The 26,150-nt window shown below is 67.9% G+C and carries 26 protein-coding genes; 8 read left to right on the top strand and 18 right to left on the bottom strand.

Annotated features, from left to right (window positions below):
• The first annotated feature begins 57 nt into the window (after nt 1-57).
• The gene (ypfJ, locus tag ACFQRE_RS18995) at nt 58-963 is read left to right on the top strand and encodes a KPN_02809 family neutral zinc metallopeptidase (protein ID WP_380125463.1); all 906 of its coding nucleotides are present in this window, start codon (nt 58-60) and stop codon (nt 961-963) included.
• Between the two features lie 40 nt (nt 964-1,003).
• On the opposite strand, the gene ACFQRE_RS19000 is transcribed toward ypfJ, so the two are convergent.
• Genes ACFQRE_RS19000 through ACFQRE_RS19055 form a run of 12 tightly spaced genes read right to left on the bottom strand, consistent with a single transcriptional unit; the run spans nt 1,004 to nt 10,185 of the window.
• The gene (locus tag ACFQRE_RS19000; RefSeq protein ID WP_380125465.1) at nt 1,004-1,360 is read right to left on the bottom strand and encodes a hypothetical protein; all 357 of its coding nucleotides are present in this window, start codon (nt 1,358-1,360) and stop codon (nt 1,004-1,006) included.
• 37 nt (nt 1,361-1,397) lie between these two features.
• Nucleotides 1,398-1,922, bottom strand: coding sequence for an acVLRF1 family peptidyl-tRNA hydrolase (locus ACFQRE_RS19005; RefSeq protein WP_380125467.1), 525 nt, complete (start codon nt 1,920-1,922; stop codon nt 1,398-1,400).
• Nucleotides 1,923-1,935: 13 nt separating this feature from the next.
• Complete coding sequence (locus ACFQRE_RS19010; RefSeq protein ID WP_009774977.1) at nt 1,936-2,265, bottom strand: metal-sulfur cluster assembly factor; 330 nt, start codon at nt 2,263-2,265, stop codon at nt 1,936-1,938.
• The gene (gene sufU / locus ACFQRE_RS19015; protein WP_380125470.1) at nt 2,262-2,750 is read right to left on the bottom strand and encodes a Fe-S cluster assembly sulfur transfer protein SufU; all 489 of its coding nucleotides are present in this window, start codon (nt 2,748-2,750) and stop codon (nt 2,262-2,264) included. The genes ACFQRE_RS19010 and sufU overlap by 4 nt, the downstream gene beginning before the upstream one ends.
• Entirely contained in the window at nt 2,750-4,054 is a 1,305-nt protein-coding gene (locus ACFQRE_RS19020) for a cysteine desulfurase (RefSeq protein ID WP_380125472.1), read from the bottom strand. Before ACFQRE_RS19020 ends, sufU begins: the two co-directional genes overlap by 1 nt.
• Nucleotides 4,055-4,066: 12 nt before the next feature.
• The gene (gene sufC, locus ACFQRE_RS19025) at nt 4,067-4,840 is read right to left on the bottom strand and encodes a Fe-S cluster assembly ATPase SufC (RefSeq protein WP_380125474.1); all 774 of its coding nucleotides are present in this window, start codon (nt 4,838-4,840) and stop codon (nt 4,067-4,069) included.
• Between the two features lie 3 nt (nt 4,841-4,843).
• Nucleotides 4,844-5,209 carry a non-heme iron oxygenase ferredoxin subunit gene (locus ACFQRE_RS19030; RefSeq protein WP_380125476.1) on the bottom strand — a complete coding sequence of 122 codons (366 nt, stop codon included), beginning with the start codon at nt 5,207-5,209 and terminating at the stop codon, nt 4,844-4,846.
• A complete protein-coding gene (sufD, locus tag ACFQRE_RS19035) occupies nt 5,206-6,375 on the bottom strand; it encodes a Fe-S cluster assembly protein SufD (RefSeq protein ID WP_380125479.1) in 1,170 nt (389 codons plus the stop codon). Before sufD ends, ACFQRE_RS19030 begins: the two co-directional genes overlap by 4 nt.
• Nucleotides 6,372-7,790 (bottom strand): Fe-S cluster assembly protein SufB, encoded by a 1,419-nt coding sequence (gene sufB, locus ACFQRE_RS19040; RefSeq protein ID WP_380125481.1) that lies wholly within the window; start codon nt 7,788-7,790, stop codon nt 6,372-6,374. Before sufB ends, sufD begins: the two co-directional genes overlap by 4 nt.
• The gene (locus tag ACFQRE_RS19045; RefSeq protein ID WP_380125483.1) at nt 7,787-8,497 is read right to left on the bottom strand and encodes a helix-turn-helix transcriptional regulator; all 711 of its coding nucleotides are present in this window, start codon (nt 8,495-8,497) and stop codon (nt 7,787-7,789) included. Before ACFQRE_RS19045 ends, sufB begins: the two co-directional genes overlap by 4 nt.
• 57 nt (nt 8,498-8,554) lie before the next feature.
• The gene (gene pssA, locus ACFQRE_RS19050) at nt 8,555-9,466 is read right to left on the bottom strand and encodes a CDP-diacylglycerol--serine O-phosphatidyltransferase (RefSeq protein ID WP_380125485.1); all 912 of its coding nucleotides are present in this window, start codon (nt 9,464-9,466) and stop codon (nt 8,555-8,557) included.
• Nucleotides 9,463-10,185 carry a phosphatidylserine decarboxylase gene (locus ACFQRE_RS19055; protein ID WP_380125487.1) on the bottom strand — a complete coding sequence of 241 codons (723 nt, stop codon included), beginning with the start codon at nt 10,183-10,185 and terminating at the stop codon, nt 9,463-9,465. The genes pssA and ACFQRE_RS19055 overlap by 4 nt, the downstream gene beginning before the upstream one ends.
• Nucleotides 10,186-10,219: 34 nt before the next feature.
• Between ACFQRE_RS19055 and ACFQRE_RS19060 the strand changes: the two genes are divergently transcribed.
• Both ACFQRE_RS19060 and ACFQRE_RS19065 read left to right on the top strand, forming a co-directional pair.
• Entirely contained in the window at nt 10,220-10,933 is a 714-nt protein-coding gene (locus ACFQRE_RS19060) for an ABC transporter ATP-binding protein (RefSeq protein ID WP_380125489.1), read from the top strand.
• Nucleotides 10,930-11,691, top strand: a complete 762-nt coding sequence (locus tag ACFQRE_RS19065; RefSeq protein WP_380125491.1) for an ABC transporter permease — start codon at nt 10,930-10,932, stop codon at nt 11,689-11,691. Before ACFQRE_RS19060 ends, ACFQRE_RS19065 begins: the two co-directional genes overlap by 4 nt.
• Before the next feature lie 86 nt (nt 11,692-11,777).
• Here the strand turns inward: ACFQRE_RS19065 and ACFQRE_RS19070 are convergent, their stop codons facing one another.
• A complete protein-coding gene (locus tag ACFQRE_RS19070; RefSeq protein WP_380125493.1) occupies nt 11,778-13,277 on the bottom strand; it encodes an MFS transporter in 1,500 nt (499 codons plus the stop codon).
• The gene (locus tag ACFQRE_RS19075) at nt 13,277-13,480 is read right to left on the bottom strand and encodes a hypothetical protein (protein WP_380125495.1); all 204 of its coding nucleotides are present in this window, start codon (nt 13,478-13,480) and stop codon (nt 13,277-13,279) included. Before ACFQRE_RS19075 ends, ACFQRE_RS19070 begins: the two co-directional genes overlap by 1 nt.
• Nucleotides 13,481-13,593: 113 nt before the next feature.
• On the opposite strand from ACFQRE_RS19075, the gene ACFQRE_RS19080 reads away from it, so the two are divergent.
• Complete coding sequence (locus tag ACFQRE_RS19080; protein WP_380125497.1) at nt 13,594-14,259, top strand: TetR/AcrR family transcriptional regulator; 666 nt, start codon at nt 13,594-13,596, stop codon at nt 14,257-14,259.
• Nucleotides 14,260-14,354: 95 nt separating this feature from the next.
• Here the strand turns inward: ACFQRE_RS19080 and ACFQRE_RS19085 are convergent, their stop codons facing one another.
• From ACFQRE_RS19085 to ACFQRE_RS19095, 3 genes are all read right to left on the bottom strand, one after another.
• Nucleotides 14,355-15,917 (bottom strand): M4 family metallopeptidase, encoded by a 1,563-nt coding sequence (locus ACFQRE_RS19085; RefSeq protein ID WP_380125499.1) that lies wholly within the window; start codon nt 15,915-15,917, stop codon nt 14,355-14,357.
• A 103-nt stretch (nt 15,918-16,020) separates the two neighbouring features.
• Nucleotides 16,021-17,469 (bottom strand): M20/M25/M40 family metallo-hydrolase, encoded by a 1,449-nt coding sequence (locus ACFQRE_RS19090; RefSeq protein WP_380125501.1) that lies wholly within the window; start codon nt 17,467-17,469, stop codon nt 16,021-16,023.
• Between the two features lie 76 nt (nt 17,470-17,545).
• The gene (locus tag ACFQRE_RS19095; protein WP_380125503.1) at nt 17,546-19,585 is read right to left on the bottom strand and encodes a M4 family metallopeptidase; all 2,040 of its coding nucleotides are present in this window, start codon (nt 19,583-19,585) and stop codon (nt 17,546-17,548) included.
• 364 nt (nt 19,586-19,949) lie between these two features.
• Here ACFQRE_RS19095 and ACFQRE_RS19100 point away from each other — a divergent pair, with 364 nt between their 5' ends.
• The 3 genes from ACFQRE_RS19100 to ACFQRE_RS19110 are packed head-to-tail and all read left to right on the top strand — an operon-like array spanning nt 19,950 to nt 22,801.
• Nucleotides 19,950-20,852 carry a COX15/CtaA family protein gene (locus tag ACFQRE_RS19100; protein ID WP_380125505.1) on the top strand — a complete coding sequence of 301 codons (903 nt, stop codon included), beginning with the start codon at nt 19,950-19,952 and terminating at the stop codon, nt 20,850-20,852.
• Nucleotides 20,853-20,888: 36 nt separating this feature from the next.
• Nucleotides 20,889-21,488 (top strand): ArsR/SmtB family transcription factor, encoded by a 600-nt coding sequence (locus ACFQRE_RS19105; RefSeq protein ID WP_380125507.1) that lies wholly within the window; start codon nt 20,889-20,891, stop codon nt 21,486-21,488.
• Nucleotides 21,485-22,801, top strand: a complete 1,317-nt coding sequence (locus ACFQRE_RS19110; RefSeq protein ID WP_380125509.1) for an MFS transporter — start codon at nt 21,485-21,487, stop codon at nt 22,799-22,801. The genes ACFQRE_RS19105 and ACFQRE_RS19110 overlap by 4 nt, the downstream gene beginning before the upstream one ends.
• Here the strand turns inward: ACFQRE_RS19110 and ACFQRE_RS19115 are convergent.
• Nucleotides 22,738-23,667: a heme o synthase gene (locus tag ACFQRE_RS19115; RefSeq protein ID WP_380125867.1), complete on the bottom strand. Its 930-nt coding sequence runs from the start codon at nt 23,665-23,667 to the stop codon at nt 22,738-22,740. The genes ACFQRE_RS19110 and ACFQRE_RS19115 overlap by 64 nt on opposite strands.
• Nucleotides 23,668-23,840: 173 nt before the next feature.
• Here ACFQRE_RS19115 and tkt point away from each other — a divergent pair, with 173 nt between their 5' ends.
• A complete protein-coding gene (gene tkt / locus ACFQRE_RS19120; protein WP_380125511.1) occupies nt 23,841-26,150 on the top strand; it encodes a transketolase in 2,310 nt (769 codons plus the stop codon).

A 26,150-nucleotide genomic window follows, 5' to 3' on the forward strand; every position in this document is an offset into this window, starting at 1 on the left:
CTTTAGTCTAGGTGGGCCGTGCTCCGCACGGAAAACGCGATACATGGGAGGGCTTGGATGAGCTTCAACGACGACGTCGGTCTCGACACCTCGCAGGTGGAGTCGGGGGGCGGCGGCGGCGCGCCCGGCGGTATCGCCGTGGGTGGCGGCATCGGCGGCATCATCCTGCTCATCATCGGTTTGATCTTCGGAATCGACACGTCCGGCATCCCCACCGACACGAGCGGCAGCAGCCAGGAGCAGGTCGACGGCACGTCCGGGAGCGGTGCCGACTTCGACAAGTGCAAGACCGGGGCCGACGCCAACGCCGACGTGCAGTGTCGGGTCATCGGCACGGTGAACTCGGTCAACGCCTTCTGGGCAGCCGAGCTCCCGCGCTACCAGAAGAAGTGGCAGCCGACCAAGACCGTGCTCTACACGGGCTCGACGCAGTCGCAGTGTGGAACGGCCAGCAACCAGGTCGGTCCGTTCTACTGCCCCTTGGACCAGAAGGTCTACATCGACGCCGACTTCTTCGCGATCCTGACCAAGCAGTTCGGGTCCGACAGTGGCGCGCTCGCACAGGAGTACGTCGTCGCCCACGAGTACGGCCATGCCCTCCAGGACCAGCTCGGCCTCCTCGGTCGCGCCCAGCAGGACCCGCAGGGCCCCAACAGCGGTGGCGTCCGGATCGAGCTCATGGCCGACTGCCTCGCCGGCGTCTGGGCCAAGAACGCGTCGACCACCAACGGTGCCAGCGGCAAGCCCTTCCTCAAGGCGCTCACCGACGCCGACATCAAGAGCGCCCTGTCCGCTGCTTCGGCCGTCGGCGACGACCGGATCCAGGAGAAGACGCAGGGCCAGGTGAGCCCCGAGTCCTGGACCCACGGCTCCGCAGAGGCACGCCAGCGGTGGTTCCTTCAGGGCTACACCAAGGGCGACATCAACTCCTGCAACACGTTCAACGTCGACACGGTCTCGTGACCCGCACCAGACGCAGGCACGTCACCCCGGTGCGGAACACCTACGTCCCGGGGTGAGCCTTGTCCAGCTGCTGCAGCAGGCGGTGTGCGGCGAGCTCGACCTTCTTGTGTCGCCACTCCGAGGCCCGATAGACGCAGGCGATCAGCGCGCTCCGGTGCACCTTGCTGAAGTCGCCGTAGACGAACGCGTGACGCGCCTTCGTCTCGTCGTTGGCGTCGACGGTGAGGCCAAGATGCCACGCCGCGTAGTCGTCCCAGCCGTGTTTGTCGAGGAAGGCGTTCTGGGCGTCGGCATCGGGCTGGACGTCCCCCCAGTCACTGTCGAGGACGACCTTGCCCGACTCGATGAGTTCGCGGCAGTGCTTCACCGCAGCTTGGTTCACGCTGTAGCTGGCCATCTCCCCATCATGGCCCGAACTTGCGCGTCATGGCCGGTCAGGGGCCGTCGTCGATGCGGACCTCGACCGAGCGCGCCCGTCGCAGGACCTCGTCGAGCACGGCCCGTCTCGGGTCGCCGATGTCGTGGAACCCACGCCGCGGCAAGGCTTGCAGGAACGACATTCGGGGATCGTCGAGGACTTCGCCCACCAGGGTCTTGTCCCCTCCCACGACCAAACCCTGGGGAATGCCGGCCGGCACGATCCGCAGGAAGTGTTCCGTCACAGCGCGGACGAGTTCGTCCGCCTGGTTGCCACGTCGTCGCGCGAACCGCTGCTGCGACCACCCGCCGGCCGCCGTGCGTGACTGGACGTGCCGCGTCCCGACCTTGTGCGCGACGAGAGCGGACCCCTCGACGAGCGCCACGGCATACCCACCCCTGCGGATGAGGACCACGGCGAGTGGTGAGTGGTCGAAATGCGCCATCCCGACGATCCGTTGGGGACCGTCGGAATTGGCGGCGTCGAAGCGCTCGCGCCAGGCCGGATACCGCTCGGGCGCGACCTCTACGACACGACTCACGGAGTTCGAGGACTCAGATGTTGAAACCCAGGGCGCGGAGCTGGTCGCGACCGTCGTCGGTGATCTTGTCCGGACCCCACGGCGGCATCCAGACCCAGTTGACGCGGTAGGACGACACGAGCCCCTCGAGGGACTGCTGCGTCTGGTCCTCGATGACGTCCGTCAGCGGGCAGGCCGCGGACGTCAGGGTCATGTCGATGACGGCGTGGTTCTGGCCGTCGACGGTGATGCCGTAGACGAGGCCGAGGTCCACGACGTTGATCCCGAGCTCGGGGTCGACGACGTCGCGCATGGCCTCCTCGACGTCGGCCACGTTGACCGGTGCGTTGGTGGTCTCACTCATGACGTTCCTTCCACGGACTTCGAAACTGGCTGGGGCGTGGTCTGGCGACCACTCTGGTGCAACGCGTCGGTGAACGCCATCCATCCAAGGAGGGCGCACTTGACGCGGGCGGGGTACTTGCCGACTCCGGCGAGGGCGACACCGTCACCGATGACGTCCTCGTCGCCCGGGTCCTCACCCTTGGACGTGAGCATCGCCTTCATCGCCTCGAACGTCACAAGGACCTCGCTCAGCGGGCGACCGATGCTCTCCTCAGCGAGGATTGACGTCGAGGCCATGCTGATCGAGCAGCCCATGGCGTCGTAGGAAATGTCCTCGACAATGGGGTCACTGCCCTCGGCTCCGTCGACGATGTGGAGGCGCATGGTGACCTCGTCGCCGCAGGTCGGGTTGACGTGGTGCACCTCGGCCTCGAACGGCTCGCGCAGCCCGGCGTGCTGCGGGCGCTTCGAGTGCTCGAGGATAAGTTCTTGGAACAGGTCCATCAGCTCGCCACCCCATAGATCTGCGGAACGCGATCGAGCGCCTCAAGGAGGTTGTCGACCTCGTCGAACGTGTTGTATGCCGCGAAGCTGGCTCGCGTCGTGGCCGCCACCTTGAAGCGGCGGTGCAGCGGCCAGGCGCAGTGGTGTCCGACGCGGACGGCGACACCGGACGCGTCGAGCACGTGCCCGACGTCGTGGGCGTGGACACCGTCGACGACGAAGGCGACCGTGCCGCCACGGGACTCGAGGTCGGTCGGGCCGACGACCGTGACCCACGGGCGGGTGGAGAGGCCGGCGAGCAGACGCTCGGTGAGCGCCAGCTCGTGCTGGTGTATGCGATCGATGCCGAGGTCGCTGATGTAGTCGACCGCTGCGGCGAGCCCGATGGCCTGAGCCGTCATGGGCACGCCAGCCTCGAACCGCTGCGGCGGAGGTGCGTAGGTGCTGCCCTCCATGCGGACGGACTCGATCATCGAGCCACCCGTGAGGAACGGCGGCATGACCTCGAGCAGCTCGCTGCGACCCCAGAGGACCCCGATGCCACTTGGCCCGAACATCTTGTGCCCTGAAAAAGCCAGAAGGTCGACATTGAGCCCACCATGCGCCCCGACGTCGATGCCGATGTGGGGCACCGACTGGCAGGCGTCGAGGACGACGAGGGCGCCAACCTCGTGAGCGCGCGTGACGATCTCGTCGAGCGGGTTGACCGTCCCGAGAACGTTCGACGCGTGGACGAGAGCCACGACCTTGGTGTGTTCGTTGATGAGCTCGTCGAGGGTGCTGAGGTCGAGCCGGCCACCGTCAGTGACAGGGATCCAGCGCAGCGCTGCACCCGTGCGCCGGCAGAGTTCCTGCCAGGGCACCAGATTGGCGTGGTGCTCCATCTCGGTGACCAGCACTTCGTCGTCCTCGCCCAACGCGAACCGCTCACTGCCCGGGATGCCCGGGTGCGGGGAGTTCGAGAAGGCGTAGGCCACGAGGTTGAGCGACTCGGTCGCGTTCTTGGTGAAGACGACGTCCTGGGCCTGCGCGCCGATGAACGCCGCGATGCGCTCGCGCGCACCCTCGTATGCCGCGGTCGCCTCTTCCGAGAGCGCGTGCGCCCCGCGGTGTGGTGCGGAGTTCAGACGCTCGTAGAAGTCACGCTCTGCGTCGAGCACCTGGATCGGCTTGTGGGAGGTCGCACCCGAGTCGAGGTAGACGAGCGGTGCACCGTCACGCACGGTGCGCGCGAGGATCGGGAAGTCGGCCCGGATGCGGGCGACTTCCTCATCGGTGAACGGCGTGCTCAGCGGCTCAGGCATGTGAGTCCTTGCTCAGGCGGTGGTGACGGTCACGGGTGCGGTCTGGAAGCGGTCGTAGCCCTCGGCCTCGAGGCGGTCGGCGAGCTCGGATCCACCCTGCTCGGCGATCTTGCCGTCGACGAAGACGTGCACGAAGTCGGGCTTGATGTAGCGCAGGATCCGCGTGTAGTGCGTGATCAGGAGGACGCCCGAACCGGTGGACTCCTTGGCACGGTTGACGCCCTCGGAGACGATGCGCAGGGCGTCGACGTCGAGTCCGGAGTCGGTCTCGTCGAGGATGGCGATCTTGGGCTTGAGGAGCTCCATCTGGAGAATCTCGTGGCGCTTCTTCTCGCCACCGGAGAAGCCTTCGTTGACACCGCGCTCGGAGACGGCCGGGTCCATCTTGAGGTCGGCCATCGACGCCTTGAGCTCCTTGACCCACGTGCGGAGCTTGGGAGCCTCGCCGTCGATCGCGGTCTTGGCGGTGCGCAGGAAGTTGCTCACGGTCACGCCGGGGACCTCGACGGGGTACTGCATCGCGAGGAAGAGTCCGGCGCGGGCGCGCTCGTCGACGCTCATCGCGAGGACGTCCTCACCGTCGAGGGTGACGGTGCCGCTGGTCACGGTGTACTTGGGGTGGCCGGCGATGGAGTAGGCGAGGGTCGACTTGCCCGAGCCGTTGGGGCCCATGATCGCGTGGGTCTCGCCGGAGTTGATGGTCAGGGTGACGCCGCGGAGGATCTCCTTGGTGCCCTGCTCCGTGTCCACGGTGACGTGGAGGTCGGTGATGACAAGGGTGCTCATGTGTCAGTTCTCCTGGGTCTTCAGGGCGACGTAGACGTCATCGCCCTCGATCTTGACGGTGTGGACGGCGATGGGGACGATCGCCGGCGGGCCGGACGGCTGGCCCGTGCGGATGTCGAAGCGCGAGCCGTGGAGCCAGCACTCAAGCGTGCAGCCGTCGAGCTCTCCCTCGGACAGCGAGACGTTGGCGTGGGTGCAGGTGTCATCGACGGCGTGGACGTTGCCGTCCTCGGTGCGGATGATGGCGACCGTGCGGCCCTGGATGTCGGCCGCAGCCGCCCCCACGGTCGGGAGCTCGTCGAGGGCGCAGACCCTGACGAATTCAGACGTCGCCACCGTGGTTTCGGCGACCTCGTTGACCTCACTCACGCGGTGGCCTCCAGCTCGCGGTCGATCGCCTCCATGAGGTGGTTCTCGATCTCGGGAACGCCGATGCGACCGACGATCGAGGCGAAGAAGCCGCGCACGACGAGACGCCGAGCGGTGTCCTCGTCGATGCCGCGCGCCTGCAGGTAGAACAGCTGCTGGTCGTCGAATCGGCCTGTGGCAGAAGCGTGCCCGGCGCCGGCGATCTCGCCGGTCTCGATCTCGAGGTTCGGCACCGAGTCGGCGCGGGCGCCGTCGGTGAGGATGAGGTTGCGGTTGAGCTCGTAGGTGTCGGTGCCCTCGGCGCTGGCGCGGATGAGGACGTCACCGACCCAGACCGTGTGGGCGCTGTCGCCCTGGAGCGCACCCTTGTACTCGACGTTGGACTTGCAGTGCGGCGCCTCGTGGTCGACGAAGAGACGGTGCTCCTGGTGCTGGCCGGCGTCGGCGAAGTAGACGCCGAGAGCTTCGAACGAACCGCCGGGACCGGCATACGACGCATTGGTGTTGAGCCGCACGATGCCGCCACCGAGGGTGACCGCGATGTGGCGGACCTTGGCGTCACGGCCGACGACGACGTCGTGCTGTCCGAGGTGCAGGGCGCTGTCGGCCCACTCCTGGACGGTCACGACGGTGACATCGGCGCCGTCGCCGACGACGACGGAGAGCAGCTCGGAGTACTGGGCGTCGCCCTCGTGGCGCAGGACGATCGTCGCCTTGGCGAACTTGCCGACGCGGATGACGGTGTGCGCGTGGGACAGTCCGCCCTCACCGGTGAGGACGAGGCGCACCGGCTCGGTCAGCTCGGCCTCGGCCGGAATGTCGAGCAGGGTGATCGACTGGGCCTGCGCGGTCGCGATGACGGCGGCGCGGTCGGCGGGCTTGGGCGCACCGCTCCCCTGCCACTCGTCACGCGAGAGCGAGGAGACGGTCACGCCCTCGGGCAGTGACTCCTCGCGGCGCAGCGCCGTGCCGGCCGTCTCGGCGAAGAGCGCCTGAAGACGGTCGACGGGTGTGAAACGCCACTCCTCCTCGCGACCGGACGGGACCGCGAAGTCGGACACGGCATACGAGGTGGTCCGTTCGGCGCGCGACTGGTCGGGCACGAAGGCCTCGGCCGAGTCGGTGTGCGCTTCTGCGGTGGGGACTTTCTGGGCCAACAGGCTCATCCAACGGCCCCTTCCATCTGGAGCTCAATGAGGCGGTTCAGCTCGAGGGCGTACTCCATGGGGAGTTCCTTGGCGATGGGCTCGACAAAGCCGCGCACGATCATCGCCATGGCCTCGGTCTCGGACATGCCTCGGGACATGAGGTAGAACATCTGGTCCTCGGACACCTTGGAGACGGTGGCCTCGTGACCCATCGTCACGTCGTCCTCGCGGATGTCGACGTAGGGGTAGGTGTCGGACCGGCTGATGGTGTCGACGAGCAGGGCGTCGCAGACGACGCTCGACTTCGAGCCGTGCGCGCCCTCCATGATCTGCACGAGACCGCGGTAGGACGTGCGGCCACCGCCACGGGCAACCGACTTCGACACGATCGTCGACGAGGTGTTGGGCGCGGCGTGGACCATCTTGGATCCGGCGTCCTGGTGCTGGCCCTCGCCGGCGAAGGCGACGGAGAGCGTCTCACCCTTGGCGTGCTCGCCCATGAGGAAGACGGCGGGGTACTTCATCGTCACCTTGGAGCCGATGTTGCCGTCGATCCACTCCATCGTCGCGCCCTCGGCGCAGGTCGCGCGCTTGGTGACGAGGTTGTAGACGTTGTTGGACCAGTTCTGGATCGTCGTGTAGCGCACGCGGGCGTTCTTCTTGACGATGATCTCGACGACGGCCGAGTGCAGCGAGTCGGACTGGTAGATCGGCGCGGTGCAGCCCTCGACGTAGTGCACGTAGGAGCCCTCGTCCGCGATGATCAAGGTGCGCTCGAACTGGCCCATGTTCTCGGTGTTGATCCGGAAGTAGGCCTGCAACGGGATGTCGACGTGGACGCCCGGCGGGATGTAGATGAACGAGCCACCAGACCAGACGGCCGTGTTGAGCGCGGCGAACTTGTTGTCACCGGCGGGGATGACGCTCGCGAAGTACTCGCGGAACAGGTCCTCGTGCTCACGCAGGCCCGTGTCGGTGTCGACGAAGATGACGCCCTTCTCCTCCAGGTCCTCACGGATCTGGTGGTAGACGACCTCGGACTCGTACTGGGCCGCGACACCGGAGACGAGGCGCTGCTTCTCGGCCTCGGGGATGCCGAGACGGTCGTACGTGTTCTTGATGTCCTCGGGCAGGTCCTCCCAGGAGGTCGCCTGCTTCTCGGTGGACTTCACGAAGTACTTGATGTTCTGGAAGTCGATGCCGGTGAGGTCACTCCCCCACGTCGGCATGGGCTTCTTGTGGAACAGGCGCAGCGACTTCATGCGGAGGTCTTCCATCCACTGCGGCTCACTCTTGCGTCGCGAGATGTCGAGGACGACCTCGTCGTTGAGTCCCCGTCGGGCGTTGGTGCCAGCGGCGTCGCTGTCCGCCCATCCGAAGTCATAGCGCCCGATGTCTTTGAGACCCGGGTTGAGCTCTTCGATGGTGCTCATCGTGAGGACCCTTCTTTGGTGGGGACGAACGTCGTGCACACGTGATCTCCGTGCGCGAGTGTTGCGAGTCTTTGGACGTGCACGCCGAGCAGGCGTGAGAACGCGTCCGTTTCAGCGTCACAGAACTGTGGAAATTCCCGAGCGGCGTGCTGGACCGGGCAATGACCCTGACACAGCTGTATGCCGGTCAGGGGACTCTGGGAGCCGGGCTCACCCACGGGGCGGGCCGAGGCCGCGAAACCGTCGCGCGTCAGCGCGGCGACGAGGGCGTCGACCCGAGCGGCCGTGTCACTGCCAGCGGCGGCGAGCTCTGCGGCATACCGGACCTCAAGAGCGCCGACCCGCGACTCCGCGAAACGGCGGACGGCCTCGGGGCCGACCTCGGCGGCGAGGAAACGCAGGGTCTCGGTGGCGAGGTGGTCGTAGTCGGACTCCAGGGCCAGGTGACCGCCCTCGCTGAGGACGTAGGACCGGGCGGGACGGCCCCGGCCGCGAGTGGACGACGACGACGTGGACTCGCGCTCGTCGATGAGGCCGGACTCGGTGAGGTTCTCGAGGTGACGGCGCACGGCCGGGACGGTGAGACCCAGTTCGTCGGCCAGGGCCGTGGCGGTCACCGGGCCGTGCTCACTGATGGCCTGAAGGACCCGGTCGCGCGTTCGCGACTCGAGAACCACAGGCACCGCAGTGGAGGCCGGGATATTCACAACGACAATGTTACGTAATTGCGCAACCCCCGTGAAACGAAGGTGAACCTAACCCGGTCAGTAGACCTCGTGCGGCGCGTCGTCGCTGTCCGTCTCCGTGTCGGGCAGGAAGACCGACGGCATCCGCTCACGGCGGGGCGCCACGGCCTCGGCGCCGAGGAACCGCTCTCGCAGCGGAGCCGTGAGAACCCCGAGCGGCGCCTGCAGGATGTAGCCGTAGGCGATGATCAGGCCCGTGAGTCCCGCGTCGAGCACGAGTCCGACGACGATGACCAGCACGCCGAGACCGGTGGTGACCCACCCTGCGCGACCCGTCGGCGCGAGGAGGTTGCGGAAGGAACGGAACCGGATCGAGGTCACCATCAGCACCGCGGGGACGAAGCTCACGATGACCGGCACGATGAGCGAGGCGTCGTAGCCGCCGGCCTTGGGCTGGTTGAGGGCAAAGATCGTCGCCATGACCACGGCCGCAGCTGCTGGGCTCGGCAGCCCGACGAAGTAGCGCTTGTCGGCTGTCGGGTCGACCGTGACGTTGAAGCGCGCGAGTCGGAAGGCAGCGCACCCGAGCCAGAAGAACGCGGCCAGCCAGGAGATCACCGGATAGTCCGGCAGGGCCCACGTGTGCACGAGGATCGCCGGCGCGAAACCGAACGCAATGAGGTCCGCCAGCGAGTCCATCTGCAGTCCGAACGGCGACGTCGCACCGACGAGGCGGGCCACCCCGCCGTCGGCGATGTCCATGATGATCGACACGGCGATGAGGACTGCGGCGAAGGTGAACTCGCCTCGGAACGCCAGGAGCACTGACGACAGTCCACTCATCATGTTGATGATCGTGAAGAGCGTCGGGGCCGTGACCCGCAACCGCTCTCGCTTGCTCAACTGGCGAAGAGAGACGACCTCGGCACCCGTGGGAGAGATGAGCCGCCAGCGGTCGAAACGTCGACGCCGCCCCGCTTCGTCACTCATCGGGGCGCGCCCGACGACGGCCATCGGGCGATGACGGTCTCGCCGGCGACGACGCGCTGTCCGGCGTGGACGAGCAGGCGCACCTCGGGCGGGACGAAGACGTCCATGCGCGAACCGAACTTCATCAGACCGATGCGCTGCCCAGTCGTGACTTCGTCACCCGCGGCTACCCGGGTGACGACCCGCCGGGCCATGAGCCCGACGATCTGACGGAAGTGGACGACCCGGGTGTGTCCGTCCACCTCGCGCTCGACGACGAGGTCGGTGCGCTCGTTGAGATGGGCACTTTCGTGCTTGTATGCCGCGAGCCACTTGCCCTGTCGGTACGTCACGTCCGTGAGACGACCCCCATAGGGCGCCCGGTTGATGTGCACGTCGAAGGCGGACAGGAAGATGCTCACCTGCTGCCACTCCCCCTCGGGAGCCACGCCGTCCAGGCCAGGTCCGGCGTACATGACCTTCCCGTCGGCAGGAGACACGACGGTGTCCGCGTCCAGGGTGGTGTGGCCACCCCCGTCGGCGCGACGGTCGGGGTCGCGGAGGAAAGTGCTGGCGGCACGATCTGGACGACGATCAGGGTCGCGAAAAAACAGAGCGATGGCGGCCGGAAGCAGACCGAGGGCGAGTGCCGCTCCACGCCGTCCGGCGAGGGCCGCCACGAGGGCGGGTACGGCTGCCACGGCTGTTGCCGGTGCGGCCTCGCGGTCGATGGTGACCATGTGACTCCTTGGGTCGAGTGGGGGCCAGCCTAGGATGTGCGCCGTGTCTGCAGTCGAGGTCGTCGGTCTGCGCCGCGATGTCGGCGCGGTGCGTGCCGTCGACGACGCGTCGTGGTCCGCACAGTCTGGCGCAGTCACGGCCGTCCTCGGTCCGAACGGTGCCGGGAAGACGACGACGATGGAGTGTCTCGAGGGTCTGCAGCGGCCGACGGCGGGCACTGCTCGCGTCCTCGGCACGGATCCGTGGCGGGCCCCGGCCGAGCACCGAGCCCGCATCGGCGTGATGCTGCAGGACGGTGGCCTGCCCGTCACGACGAACGCACGACGTCTGCTCCGCCATGTCGCCCGACTGCACCGGTCCCCCGCCGACGTGGAGCGCCTGATGACCCGACTCGACCTCGACCGGGTCGCGGATCGTTCGATCCGACGACTGTCCGGCGGTGAACGCCAACGCGTTGCCCTCGCGGCCGCCCTGGTCGGGCACCCCGACGTGGCCTTCCTCGACGAGCCCACGGCTGGCCTCGACCCTCACGCCCGCCTTGAGGTCTGGGACCTCATCTCGGAAACCGCGCGTGAGTCCGCCGTGGTCGTCACCACCCACTCGTTCGAGGAGGCCGAGCGCATCGCCGACCACGTCGTCATCATGAACGCCGGGCGGGTCGTGGCGCAGGGCTCACTCGCCCAGGTGTGCAAGGGGCGCTCCCTCGAGGAGCGCTACTTCGCCCTGACAGGGGGGGTTCGACGATGAGCGCGCCGACGACCGGCGCCGGTCCGGCGAGGCCCGCGCAGCGCTGGCTCGCCCAGGCGCGATTCGAGACCGCGACCATCCTCAGCCACGGCGAACAGCTCCTCGTCGCACTCGTCCTGCCCGCTCTGGCGCTCGTGGGGCTCGGGCTCACCGACGTCCCTGATCTCGGATCGGGTCGGCGCATCGACATCGCCACCGCGGGAGTGTTCGCGTTGGCGGTCGTGTCGACGGCGTTCACGGGCCAAGCGATCGCCACCGGCTTCGACCGACGTCACGGCGTCCTGCGTTTCCTCGGTGCGAGTCCCCTGGGACGCGAGGGCCTGCTCATCGGCAAGCTCGCGGCGGTCGGCATCGTCATTGTCGTGCAACTCGTCGTGCTCGGCACGATCGCGGCCCTGCTCGGCTGGCGCCCGGAGGTCGCCGGGCTCCCGCCTGCGCTGGTGACGGTCGCGCTCGGTGCGAGCGCGTTCCTGGCGCTCGGGCTGCTGCTCGCCGGGACCGTTCGGGCCGAGGGCGTTCTCGCGCTTGCCAACCTTGCGTGGGTGCTGTTGCTCGGCCTCGGCGTCCTGCTGCCCACCGACCGCCTGCCGGACGCCGTCGCCGGCGTCGCCCGGGTCCTGCCCTCGGGTGCGCTGGGCGACGGCCTCCGCCTCGCTCTCGTCGACGGGCAGTGGCCCCTCGGACAGTGGTTGGTGCTCGCGGTGTGGGCGGCGGCTGCTGGTGCCGCCGCCGCCCGATGGTTCCGCTGGTCCGACTGACCCACCCCAACTGCGACTTCGTGCCCCGGACGGACAGCGAGCGCCAGCGAGCTGTCCGTCCGGGGCACGAAGTCGCCGTCAGGCTGTCAGGCGGGGTTGGTTGCCAGGGCTGGCGTCGACTCGGGCACCAGCTCCTCCTCGTGCTCTGACGGGACTGGTGCCACTGCGGTGCGGCGGGTGCGAAGTACCAGCAGGCCCAGAACCAGGGCGATCCCAACGAACAGGGCCGACGTGTGGAAGGCCGTTGCTGTGCCGGGCACGAACTGGCCCGGGATGGAACCCGAGGCATAGACGCTGACGATGACCGCGAGCCCCACGGCACCGCCGAGCTGTTGCGCCGTCTGGAGCAGGCCGGAGACCGTGCCGGCCAGCGTCCTGTCGACTCCGCCAAGGACGATGACCGACACCGGCATGAACACGAGGGCCGCCGAGGCCCCGTTGAGCACGAGCGGACCCAAAAGGTTCACGGCATACGTGCTTGATTCGGAGATCTGGGCCAGCCACAGGAAGCTCACGACCAGCCCGGCTGCGCCGACCATCACAAGACGTCCGGGCCCGACCCGGGCAACGAGCCGGGCGGCAACGCGTGAGACCGCGAAGATCGCCAGGCTGAGCGGGAGGAAGGCTGCACCCGTCGCGATGGGACTGAACCCGAGCACGCGCTGCAGGTACTGCGTCACGAGGAAGAACGTCGAGAACTGGGCGCCCACGACGAGCATCATCACGACGAGGGCCGCGGCCCGCTGGCCGTTTCGGACCAGTGACAGTGGCAGGAGCGGGGCCACGACGCGGGACTCGGTCCGGACGAAGAGGCCGAGCAGGGCGACACCGAGGACGAACGAGCCGATGGTCGACGGCGCCGTCCAACCGGCGTCGGGCGCGTTGATGAACCCGTACACCAGAGCCACGGCGCCGATCGTCGCGGAGACCGCGCCGACCAGGTCGAAGCGACTCGTCTGCCGCGGCGTCTCGACGACGAAGCGGCGCGCGAGAACGAGGACGGCCAGTCCGATCGGAACGTTGACGAACAGGGTCCAGTGCCAGCTCAGGACATCCGTGAGGAAGCCGCCGAGCAACAGACCGAGGGAGGCACCTGCTGACGACACTGCGGCAAAGAGGGCAAGGCCCCGGTTGCGTGCGCCTTCGTCGGGCGCGCTCGTCGTCACGAGGGCCAGGACACCCGGAGCGGCCAGCGCGGCACCGATTCCCTGAAGGGTGCGGGAGGCGATGAGCCACGTCGGACTGGTCGCGAGTCCGCCGAGCAGGCTCGCAAGGGTGAAGACGGCCAGACCCAGCTCGAAGGTGCGCAGGCGGCCGAGCACGTCGCCGAGGCGGCCGCCGAGGAGCAGAAGGCCACCGAACGCGAGGGTGTAGGCGTTGAGGACCCACGACAGGCCGGCAGCCGTGAAGCCGAGGTCGGTCTGGATCTCCGGGAGGGCGACGTTCACGACGGTGGCGTCGAGGACAAGCATGAGCTGGGCGATCAGGACGATGCTGACGCCGATGGCCGCGCGGCGGACGTCACGCTGTCGGGGAGCGTCCTTCGTGGATTCGGGTGCGGGTGGATTCGTGGTGCTGGTCGACATCAGTTGCCTCGGTCTTCGTGGATCTCGGTTGCGACGGTCTGCTCGGTGTCCGTGTGCGGGATGCGAGCCATCGGCGTGAACGACGTGGCCCGGACGCGGCCCACTCCCCCGGCTCGGGGTGAGAGGGGTGCACGGTGGGTCGTGGCGAGGTGCGACCGGTGGAGGCGCAGGGCCTGCGCGGTCGGATGAAGGGTGGTGTTCATGGGTGCCGGACTCCTCTGTGGCAAATAACGGCGGTACGATTAACGGAGAGCCACTCCGGTTCCGCAACGACCACAATACGGAGACAGTCTCCGTTTTAGCAAGGAGAGTTTCTGTGACACCTGCGGACACTGGCCGCGCGACGCTCGACATGTCGCCGGAACCCGTTGTGGCACAGGGAAACTCGACCGCCTCAGTCGATGCAGAACCGACCGAGGAATCGGCCCGCCCCATGCGGGCAGACGCGCGGCGCAACTACGACAAGATCCTCGCAACGGCCCGTATCGTTTTCACCGAGCGCGGCACCGACAGCTCCCTCGACGAGATCGCCAAGCGCGCAGGAGTCGGTCCCGGCACCCTCTATCGCCACTTCCCCACCCGTGAGGCCCTCGTCGACGCCCTCATGAAGGACTGGACCGATCGAGTGGCCGCCGACGCTGAGGCCGCGATCGCCACCGGACTGCCTGCGCGGCCCACCCTCCTCAACTGGTTCGAACACTTCATCGAGCACATCACCTTGCACCGCGGCCTCGCGAGCAAGATCTGCGCCGCCATGGACGACCCCGCCTCCCCCATGTACCGCAAGTGCCGCGTCATGGGCGACGCCAACCGACGCGTGATCCAGCACCTTGACGAACGTGGCGAACTGCGGGCGGGGATCGACCCGGTCAACGTCATGCGGCTCGTGAGTGGGATCGCCAGCGTCGCGGACATGAGTCCCGATGGCCTGGATGTCCGCCCCATGCTCGAGGTTGTCGTCGACGGGATCGTCCGCGACTGAGCCCGCTCCCCCGCTCCTCTGACCTCGACAACGCAACGCGCCGCCGACCCTGAGGTCGGCGGCGCATCGTCATCCCACCACGTGGTGGGCCGGGGTCAGCAGGTGGCGGAACCCGCGGGCACGGCGATGGCGTCGAACGCGCTCTTCACCGCGATGCAGGTCGGCGAACCCGCGCCGTACAGCTCCTTGGCCGAGGTGATCGCACCCTCACGGGCGGCCATGTAGTCGCTGCGCGACGTGAGCTTCGTCGACAGCGTGCGGTACCAGACCTTTTCGATGTTGGCCCGACCCGCACCGGTCATGGCTGCGGCACTGCCGCAGACCGGGCTGTTGTAGGCGACGCCGTTGACGGTCCTGGCGCCGGAGCCCTCGGAGGCGAGGAAGAACCAGTGGTTGAGCGGACCCGACGAGTAGTGCGGGTCGAGGTTCTTCAGGGTCGAGCTCCAGCAGTCCTTGGACGCACCGTCCTTGCTCGGCTTGTCCATGTAGCGCAGCGGCGTGCCGTTGCCGTTGATGTTGATCTTCTCGCCGATGAGGTAGTCACCCGGGTCCGCTGCCGAGTTCGCGTAGAACTCGACTGCCGTGCCGAAGATGTCGGACGTGGCCTCGTTGAGGCCTCCGGCGTCTCCGCGGTAGGCCAGACCGGCCGTGTTCTCCGTGACGCCGTGGCTCATCTCGTGACCCGCGACGTCGATGGACGTGAGCGGCTTGGTGTTGCCGGCACCATCGCCGTAGGTCATCTGGGTGCCGTCCCAGAACGCGTTGTTGTAGGCGTTGCCGTAGTGGACGCGGCTGCGCGCACCGACTCCGGTGTCCCAGATGCCGTTGCGGCCCTGGACGTTCTTGTAGTAGTCGAACGTCTTCTCGGCGCCGTAGTGCGCGTCGACCGCAGCGGTCTGGCGCGAGCTCGCCGAGCCGTTGCCCCACACGTCGTCCGCGTCGGTGAACTGCGTGCCGGCGCCGGTCGTCCCACCGCCCAGGTCGGTGGTGTAGTTCCCGAACGCGTCCTTGAGCTGGTAGGAGCCGGCCGACAGCGTGGTGCCGAGGGTGACCGTGCCCGAGTACTGCGAGCTGCCCGTTCCCTCGACGATGTCGTCGTAGCGATCGAGCGTCGCGCCGCTCTGGGCGTCGACGATGGTGTGGAGTCGGCTCGGGGTCTGGTCGGCCCTCACGCTTTCGACGACGACGTCGTAGGCCAGACGCGGCCCTGCCCCACCGGCGAGGACGACGAGGCTCGAGGAGTCCTGCCCAGCAGCCTTCGCCACGCCGCGGGCCTGTCCGGGGCTGAGCTTCGGCGAGGTCGCGACCTCGACGGCCTTGGTGGCGTTCCAGCGCACCGCCTTGGTGGCACCGTTCGCAGATCGCTCCACGACGAGGTCACCGCCGATGACCCGCAGACCCTTGAACGTGCGCTCGTAGCGCACGTGCCTGGTGCCGTTGGTGTCGGTCACGACGCTCTTGACCGAGAGCTGTTGGCCGGAGCCGAGGCCAAGGGCCCTGGCAGCGTCCGCGACCTTTGCCTGCTCGGCGCGGGCTGCTGGGGACTGACCCGCGTTGGCGGTGGGGGTGCTCGGGGCGGCCTGGGCCACCGCGAGCGGCGCCGCCACTGCTGTTGCCACGGCGATACCGAATGCGAAACCTGCTGACAGTTTCTTCATGTGATCTCCTTCAGGGAAAAGATGCGCCGGGTGTGGCGCGGTGGTGGCGGCGGGCCCAGGACCGGAGGTACCCCGAGCCCGCCGTCACCGGATCAGGGGCGGCTCAGCTCGTGCTGAGTGCCGTGTCGTCGACGACGAAGGATGTCTGGAGGGAGGAGTCCTCGTTCGTGAGGTACTTCACCGTGATGGTTTTGCCCCTGTATGCCGTGAGGTTGAGGGACTTCTGCGCGTATGCCGCCGTGGCACCGACGTTGGAGTACGTTGCCAGGGTGGTGGTCGTCGAACCGTCGACGACCTGGACCTTCATCGTGTCGTAGACGGTGCTGCCGGACTCGGCCGTGTCGGTGCGCAGCCAGAACGACAGGGTCGCTGCGGTGACGGTCGAGGGGATCGCGACGCTCTGCTCGATCGTCTCGGTCGAGGTTGACCCGTTGCCACCCAGCCATGCCTTCCAGGTGCCAGTGCGTGCCGGACGACCGGTGTTGTTGGTGATCGGGCCGGCGGTGCCGGTCCAGTTCACCGCGCCGGACTCGAAGCCCGGGTTGAGGAGCAGGTTGCCACCGGTGGGCGGCGTCGTCGTCCCGTAGTCCTTGGCCGCGTAGAGCCACAGCATGTGACCGATGAGGTCCACGCCGCGGTCGAGCGACGTCACGTTGATGTTGCTGATCGTGTCGCACGACGAGTGGTAGCACGCGTCGAAGGCGCGGCCAGCAGTACCGCCCCACTTCGTGGCCTGGCTGCTCGACTTGAGGGTCTCGGCGCCACTGAAGATGCCGGCTGTGGCGATGCCGTACGACCGGAAGGCCGCGTGGTCGCTGCGACCCTGCACGTCGATGTACTCCCAGGGAATCCCCTTGGATGTGTACCAGGCCGTGAGCTCGTCGCGCGCGCCATTGCCCACTGCGTTGTCGTCGTAGACGAAGTAGCCCGGGTTGGGCGAGCCGATCATGTCGAAGTTCAGGTAGACCCTGATCTTGTTCTTCTCCGCGGTCGGCAGGCCGTTCATGTAGTACTTCGAGCCCAGGAGGCCGAGTTCCTCGGCGCCCCAGAACCCGACGCGAAGGCGACTCTTCGCACTCTGTCCGCTGGCGGCATACGCCAAGGCAGCCTCGAGAACTCCGGCGCTGCCGGAACCGTTGTCGTTGATGCCGGGGCCGTTCGACACGCTGTCGAGGTGACCGCCGAGCATGACGACGTTGTTGGCATCACCGGCGGGCCACTCTGCGATGAGGTTGGACGAGGTGCCCGCGGAGGTGCTGAAGCTCTGCACGGTCGTCGTGTAGCCGGCGGCGTCGAGCTTGCCCTTCACGTAGTTGATCGAGGCGGTGTAACCGGGCCGCCCGGTGTAGCGGTTGCCGCCGTTCGCCGTGGCGATCGACTGCAGCTGGTTGAGGTGCGCCTGAGTGTTGGCCACCGAGATGTCCGGGCTGGCCGCGACGGCGGTGGCCCCGGTCGTGCGGGCCTGGGTGAGGGGTGCCGCGGCAACGAGCGAGGCTGCGGCGAGCGACGCGACGGCCACCGGGGCAAGGAACTGTCTGAAGTGCGAAGGCATGCGAGATCTCCCTGTGAATGCAGCGAAAGGGACCGGGTCGGCGCTCGCGAGGAGCGCCGACCCGGCCCGGATTCGACTAGCTGGTGGCCAGTGCCGTGTCGTCGACGACGAACGACGTCTGCAGTGAGGAGTCCTCACTCATGAGGAACTTCACCGTGACCGTCTTGCCCTTGTATGCCGCGACGTTGAAGGACTTCTGCGTGTAGGTCGCGTTGGCCCCGACGTTGGAGTACGTCGCCAGGGTCGACGTGGTGGTGCCGTCGACGACCTGGACCTTCATCGTGTCGTAGGCGGTGCTACCGCTCTCGGCGGTGTCGGTGCGCAGCCAGAACGACAGGGTCGCCGCGGTGACGGTCGAGGGGATCGCGACGCTCTGCTCGATCGTCTCGGTCGAGGTCGCCCCGTTGCCACCCAGCCACGCCTTCCAGCTGCCCGTACGTGCCGGACGACCGGTGTTGTTGGTGATCGGGCCGGCGGTGCCGGTCCAGTTCACCGCGCCGGACTCGAAGCCCGGGTTGAGGAGCAGGTTGCCACCGGTGGGCGGCGGCGTGGTGCCACCGCAGGTCTCGGTACCCGCCGGCACCGCGATGGCGGTGAAGGCTGCTTCGACCGACATGCAGGTCTGGCTGGTGGCGCCGTAGAGCTCCTTGGCGGAGGCGATCGCACCGTTGCGGGCGTTGGCGTAGGTGCTGCCAGAGGTGAGCTTCGTCGACAGGGTCCGGTACCAGACCTTCTCGACGTTGCTGCGTCCTGCGCCGGTCACGGCGGCGGCGCCACCACACACGGGGCTGTTGTAGCTGACACCGTTGATGGTCTTGGCGCCCGAGCCCTCGGAGGCCAGGTAGAACCAGTGGTTCAGCGGGCCGGAGGAGTAGTGAGGGTCGAGGCCGCCCAGCGAGGACGACCAGCAGTCCTTGGAGCCGCCGTCCTTGCTCGGCTGGTCCATGTAGCGCAGCGGGGTGCCGTTGCCGTTGATGTTGATCTTCTCGCCGATGAGGTAGTCGCCGACGTCGGTGGCGTTGCTGGCATAGAACTCGACGGCTGTGCCGAAGATGTCCGAGGTGGCCTCGTTGAGGCCGCCGGCATCGCCGCTGTAGTTGAGGTTCGCGGTGTTCTCGGTGACACCGTGGCTCATCTCGTGCGCCGCGACGTCGATCGAGGTGAGCGGCTTGGTGTTGCCCGCACCGTCGCCGTAGGTCATCTGGGTGCCGTCCCAGAACGCATTGTTGTAGGCGTTGCCGTAGTGGACGCGGCTGCGCGCACCGACTCCGGTGTTCCAGATGCCAGCGCGGCCCAGGACCGAGTTGTAGTAGGCGTAGGTCTTCTCGGCGCCGTACTGCGCGTCGACTCCGGCGGTCTGACGGCTCGTCGTCGACCCGTTGCCCCACACGTTGTCGGCGTCGGTGAACTGCGTGCCGGTGCCGGACGTCCCACCGTTGAGGTCGGTCGTGTAGTTGCCGATGGAGTCCTTGAGGAGCCAGGAGCTGCCCGACTGGATCGTGTTGAGCGTGACGGTGCCGGAGTACATCGAGTTGCCCGTGCCGTGCTTGATCTCGTCCCACGACTGCAGGATCGCGCCGGAGTTGGCGTCCACGAGGGTGTGCAGGCGGGTCGGCGTCTGGTCGGCCTTCACCCCTTCGGTGATGACCTCGTAGGCCAGCCGCGGAGCGTCGCCGCCAGCCCAGACGACGAGCTCGCTGTCCTTGGCCTGCGCCGGTGCACTCTTGCGGGCGCTGGTGGTTGCGACGGCTGAGGCGTCAGCAGCGCTCTTCTTCGGCGTCGTCGACGCGACGGCCGCCTTGCCGGAGGCGTTGAACTGCACGTCCTTCTTGGCGCCGCTCTTGGACTTCGCGAGGACGAGGTCCCCACCGATGACGCGCAGGCCCTTGAAGGTGCGGTTGTAGCGCACGTGCTGCGTGCCGTCCTTGTCCGTGAGGACCGAGGTCACGACGAGCTTTTCGTCAGAAGACAGGCCGAGCGCTGCGTGGTCGCCGACCGGGTCGGCCTTGGAGTTCGGGGCCCGGGTCGGCCACGTGGTGTCCGATCCGAGTGCGTGTGCTGCAGGGACGGCCAGGGACAGGGCCAGAGGAAGGGCCAGGGCAGCGGTGACCGCCATGGCTCCAGTTGATCGTCGAATCACGTCGTACCTCTTCTTCTCGTTCGGACCGCACGGGATGACGTGCGATCTCGGGTGGAAGCGTCGTCCCCCTCCGGAGCGGCCTCGGGTGTGCCACGGGCTTCGGCGCGATCCGAACACAACTCGCCGTAGGGGCGTGCGTCAACGAAACTGACCAACCTTTTGCCAAACCCACACTTTTCTCTGCAGTGGCACGACGTTGGTCAAGGCAGGGTCAAGGATTGGTCAAGGGCATGACCCCCGCGACGGTGGGAGTCGCCGGAGATTTCCTCCACCGCCCGCCGCGAGCCCGAGGATGGTGCCACCCAAGGCCCGTGCAGGGAGGTCCCATACCCTGCGTTACGTGAGCACGCTGATCTCCCGGAACCATCACCGCATCCTCTTCGCCAACCTCGTGGCCCAAGTGGGGATCATCGTCTCCGGTGGCCTCGTTCGCCTCACGGGTAGTGGTCTGGGGTGCCCCACCTGGCCCGAATGCGTCCCCGGTTCCTTCACCCCGGTCAAGGAACAGGCCGAGGGCTACCACCGGCTCATCGAGTACGGCAACCGCACCCTCACCAGCGTCCTCACCGTCATCGCCATCCTCGCCGTCGTTGCCGTGTGGCGGTACGCGCCGGTGCGACGCCTCAAGAACGCGGCCGCGACGGTGCTCGGCGGCGTCATCTTCCAGGCCGCACTGGGCGGCGTCACAGTCCTCACCGAGCTCCACCCGGTGACGGTGGCAGCACATTTCCTCGTCTCCGCGGGACTCGTGGCGGCCGCGGCATACCTCTGGTTCGCCCGCAACGAGAGTGACGGGGTGCCCACCCCGCTCGTTCCCGAACTCATCCAGCGGATCGCGTGGCTCACCTGCGGGGTCGGTGCGATCGTGCTGGTCCTCGGCACGGTCGTGACCGGCTCAGGGCCGCACTCGGGCGACGCCGACGCCCCAGCACGCTTCGGCTTCGACCCGCGCACGATCTCCTGGCTGCACGCGGATGCGGTGATGCTCTTCATCGGTCTCGTCGTGGCGGTGTGGCTCGCGACCCGCCTCTCCCCCGCCCCTCCGTCGGTGAGCCAGGCGTGGCGCGTGGTGCTTCTCGTGACTCTCGCCCAGGGACTGATCGGCTACGTCCAGTACCTCACCGACCTGCCCGAGGTCCTCGTCCTGACCCACATGCTGGGTGCGGCGGCGCTCGTTGTGGCCCTCACGAACGGACTGGTCTCCCTGCGAACCGTGGCTTCCCGAGGCGTTGCACAAGAGTAGTTGCACAAGAGTTGTTGTGGGTCTATGGTCGTCGACATGACGAATCCACAGACCCCCGATCGGCGATCCCCTGACGGCGTCCGGACGATCACGGATGCCAAAGCCCTCTCGGCGATGGCCAACGCGTTCCGCTCGCGCATGATGGACGCCCTCAAGGTCGACGGACCCTCCACCGCTTCCGCGCTCGCCGCCCGCACCGGGCAGGCCGTTGGCTCGGCGAGCCACCACCTCAAGGTGCTGAGCGAGGCCGGCCTCGTCGAGGAAGCACCCGAGCTGGCCAAGGACCGTCGCGAACGCTGGTGGCGCCTGGTCGACCCGGGCACGCGGTGGTCGCGCGCCGACTTTGCGTCCGACACCGCTGCCGTCACTGCGGCGTATGCCGCCGAGGCGCTCACCGTGCAGCGGCAGTTCGAGCGCGTCCAGGAATGGAACGCGAACGCGGCCACCGTGCCCGAGTGGGACGACGCGGCTTTCGCCACCCAGAACTGGATGCGCCTCACGCCCTCAGAACTGCGCGAGGTGGCCGAAGAACTCATCGAGGTCCTCATGAGGTGGAGCCGGCGGGATCTCCCTGACGACGGCGCGGAACGCGAATCGGTCTTCGTGTTCTCCCGCGGATTCCCGGCCCAGCCATGACCACCCCCACTGACGTGCTCGCGCCCCAGCCCACGCTGGCCCGCAACCGCAACTTCCGGCTCCTCTGGGTCGGCGAGGGTGTCAGCGTCCTCGGCTCCATGACCACGACCGTGATCTTCCCGCTCATCGCCGTAACCCAGTTCGACGCCGGTCCCTTCTGGATGGGGATCCTCGCTGGCGCCATCTGGCTGCCATGGCTCGTGCTCGGGCTCTTCGCCGGCGCCTGGGTCGACCGTTCGGATCCGCGCCGAGTGATGATGCGGGCCGACCTCGTCGCCGCGGTGGTGGTGTCCACGGTCCCGCTTGCCTGGGCGTTCGAGATCCTCACCCTCCCCCACCTGGTCCTGACCGCGCTGGGACTGGGCTGCTCCACGGTCTTCTTCCGGACGGCATACGCCGCCTTCGTGCCACGCGTGGTGGCGAGCTCGGACCTCGAGCGGGCCAACGCGCGGATCTACGGCACGGAGTCCGCGATGCAGGTCGGCGGTCCCGGCGTGGGCGGGGTTCTTGTGCAGGCGTTTTCGGCAGCGTTCGCGATCGTCATCGACGTCGTGAGCTTTCTCGTCTCCTGGGCCTGCCTGGCGCGCATGCGTCCCGACGACCTCTGCCCGGCACCGGAGAAGCCGGACGCACAGCCCATGCTCCGACAGGTGCGCGAAGGCATCTCGATCGTGGCCCGCGATCCGTACTTCCGGTTCATGACCCTGCTCGGCAGCCTGGGCAACTTCGCGCTCACCGGTTATGGGGCTCTGCTCGTGCTCTTCATGGTGCGCGACCTGGGACTCGCACCAGGATCGGTGGGGCTGGTCCTGGCGTTCGGCTCCATCGGTGGCCTGCTCGGAGCGAGCGTCGCCACACGCACGTCACGATGGCTCGGCAACGCCGGAGCGCTCCGTTGGCTCCAAGTCGTGGGTGGTCCACCGGCCCTGCTCATCGGGTTGGCCTGGCCGGGAACCGGGGCGGCCATGATCGCGCTCGGTTCGTTCTTCGTCGGTCTCGGCGTCGTCGGCGCCAACGTCGTGCGCAGCTCGTTCCGGGCCCGCTACACGCCGCCCGAGCTGTTGGGCAGGACCATGGCCACGTCAGCCGTCCTCAACTTCGGCACGATGCCCCTGGCCGGAGTCATCGCCGGCGGGCTCGGCACCTGGATCGGCGTCCGCGAGACGATCCTGCTCATGGCAGGGGTCCACGCCCTTGGCTCGTTGGCGGTCTTCGTCGGGCCCTATGCACGCGGCCGGGACCTGCCCGATCAACCGATGGCGAGGTGGACCAGCGGGTCGATCGCGACTGCGAGGAAGAGCAACGTCACGTAGGTGATGGAGAAGTGGAAGAGCCGCATCGGCTTGAGGACCTTGGTCGCGGCACCGGTCCTGGCCAGGCGCAGCAATCGATGGGCCTCACCGATGAAGACCGCACCGCTCACGACGGCGGCCACGAGATAGATCCAGCCCATGTCGGCAACCGGGACCAGGGTGAGGGACACCGCCACCATGACCCAGCTGTAGGCGACGATCTGGCGGGCAACCGCAAGGGCGCCGCGCTCGACCGGAAGCATCGGGACGTGAGCGTTGGCGTAGTCGTCCTTGAACGCCATGGACAGCGGCCAGTAGTGCGGCGGGGTCCAGAAGAAGATGACCAGGAAGAGGATGACGGCTGGCCAGCCGACTGATCCGGTGACGGCAGACCAACCGATGAGGGTCGGCATGCAGCCGGCCACACCACCCCAGACGATGTTCTGGGGAGTGCGGCGCTTGAGGATCATCGTGTAGAGCACGGCATACAGAACGATGGCCGCCAGGGACAGCAGGGCCGAAGCGACGTTGACGAACACGACGAACCACACCGTCGACAGCACGGTGAGGGCCACGCCGAAGATCAACCCGGCACGGGGCGTGATCTCGCCGGTCACCATGGGCCGGTTCCTGGTGCGATCCATGAGCGCGTCGATGTCGCGGTCGTAGACACAGTTGAACGTGTTTGCCGCGCCGGCGCTGAGGGTGCCACCGACGAGAGTCGCCACCACGAGCCAGAGGTTCGGGACGCCACGATGCGCGAGGAACATCACGGGAACAGTTGTCACGAGCAGCAGCTCGATGATCCGCGGCTTCGTGAGCGCGACGTAGTTGCCCACCGATCGCTTCCAGCCAGTCGTCGGCAAAGCCGGCGAGGCGGTGCTGATCGGGGCGGTTGCCACGGCGTCCTTCGGGGTAGTTCGCGGTGCGGTGGGGCAGTCAAGTCAAGGCGAGTCTAACCGGGGCTGGACGTGGTCGCTTGCACCGGTGTGCCGCGGTCTAGGGTGGGAATCAAAGGTTTGATCTGCATCACAATCGCTCGACGTCAGAGAGGCTCCACGTGACCACCACCCCGACGAAGGCAGGCCGGTCCAAGACCCGCCGCGCCTCCGCAGCGACCGCCACTCGTTCCACCGAGATCGCCCGCCCCACGGCTCGCAAGGCGAAGTGGAACGACCTCGACGTCAAGGCTGTCGACACGGTTCGCGTCCTCGCCGCCGATGCCGTGCAGAAGGTCGGCAACGGCCACCCTGGCACGGCCATGAGCCTGGCGCCCGCGGCATACCTGCTCTTCCAGAACGTCATGACACACGACCCGTCCGACCCGGCGTGGCTCGGCCGTGACCGGTTCGTCCTCTCGTGTGGCCACTCGAGCCTCACCCAGTACATCCAGCTCTACCTGTCGGGCTACGGCCTCGAGCTGAAGGACCTCAAGGCACTGCGCACCTGGGGCTCACTCACCCCGGGCCACCCCGAGGTCCACCACACGCCCGGCGTCGAGATCACCACGGGCCCGCTCGGCTCCGGTCTCGCGTCCGCCGTCGGCATGGCCATGGCGCAGCGTCGCCAGCGCGGCCTCCTCGACCCCGACGCCAAGCCCGGCCAGAGCCCGTTCGACCACCACGTGTGGGTCATCGCGTCCGACGGCGACCTCATGGAAGGTGTGGCGTCCGAGGCCAGCTCGCTCGCCGGCCACCAGGAGCTCGGCAACCTCACCCTGATCTACGACGCCAACCAGATCTCCATCGAGGACGACACCGACATCTCGTTCTCCGAGGACGTCGCCAAGCGCTACGAGGCCTACGGCTGGGAGGTCGCCGACGTCGACTGGCGCAAGAGCAACGACCCGGCCGGCTCCGCGGACTACGTCGAGGACGTCGACGCCCTGCTCGACGCCCTCACCAAGAGCAAGAAGTCGTCCAAGCCGACGCTCGTGCGCCTGCACACCGTCATCGCCTGGCCCTCGCCCACCAAGAAGGGCACGGGCAAGTCGCACGGGTCCGCACTGGGTGACGAGGAGATCTCCGGTCTCAAGGAGCTGCTCGGCTTCGACCCCAAGAAGACCTTCGAGGTCGACAAGGCCGTCCTCGCCCATGCCCGCAAGGTCAAGGCCCGCGGCAAGGCCGCCCACAAGGCGTGGAACACGACGTATGCCGCGTGGCGCCGCAAGAACAAGGACGCTGCGACCCTGCTCGACCGCCTCGTCGCGGGCGACCTGCCCGACGGTCTCGACGCCGCACTCCCGAGCTTCCCGGCCGACCCCAAGGGCATTGCGACCCGCGCCGCCTCGGGCAAGGTCCTGGGTGCGCTCGCGCCGATCATGCCCGAGTTGTGGGGAGGCTCGGCCGACCTCGCCGAGTCCAACAACACGACGATGGAAGGCGAAGCCTCCTTCATCCCGAAGGCGAAGCAGACCGACGCCTGGAAGGGCGGGCCCTACGGGCGCACCCTGCACTTCGGAATCCGCGAGAACGCCATGGGCATGATCCTCAACGGGATCGCCCTCGAGGGCCTGACCCGCCCCTACGGCGGCACCTTCCTCGTGTTCTCCGACTACATGCGTCCGGCGGTGCGTCTCGCTGCGATCCAACAGCTCCCGGTCACCTACGTCTGGACCCACGACTCCATCGGTCTCGGTGAGGACGGCCCGACCCACCAGCCGATCGAGCACCTCGCGTCGCTGCGGGCCATGCCCGGCCTCGACGTCGTTCGCCCGGCCGACGCCAACGAGACGGCTGCGGCGTGGGGCGCCATCCTGCGCAACGCCGCACCGGCCGCCCTGGCCCTCAGCCGCCAGAACCTGCCCACCATCGACCGGTCGACGCACGCCAAGGCGAGCAACGTCGCCAAGGGTGGCTACGTGCTGATCGATGGCGGCGACGACGGCAAGCAGACCCCCGAGGTCATCCTCGTCGCGACCGGCTCCGAGGTGTCGGTGGCTCTCGAGGCACGCCTCGCCCTCGAGAAGTCCGGTGTCCGCACCCGCGTCGTGTCCATGCCGTGTCGCGAGTGGTTCGACGACCAGACCAAGGCCTACCGCGACAAGGTGCTCCCGCCGGCCATCCGCGCCCGCGTCAGCGTCGAAGCCGGTGTGGCACAGGGCTGGCGAGAGATCGTCGGCGATGCCGGGCGTTCCATCAGCATCGAGCACTTCGGTGCGTCCGCCGACGCCAAGACCCTCTTCACCGAGTTCGGCTTCACCCCCGACGCCGTCGTCAAGGCGGCCAAGGACTCCCTCAAGGCGGCTGCTGCAAGTGCCGGCGTCGCTGGCGCCGTCGAGACCGCGCCACGCAGCCGCAAGGACACCGGAACCGACGTGCCCACCACCAAGAAGCCTGCCCGCAAGAGCGCGGCCAAGGCTGGGAAGTGA

This window comes from Knoellia pratensis (assembly GCF_042666395.1).
Classification (GTDB): Bacteria; Actinomycetota; Actinomycetes; order Actinomycetales; family Dermatophilaceae; genus Knoellia; species Knoellia pratensis.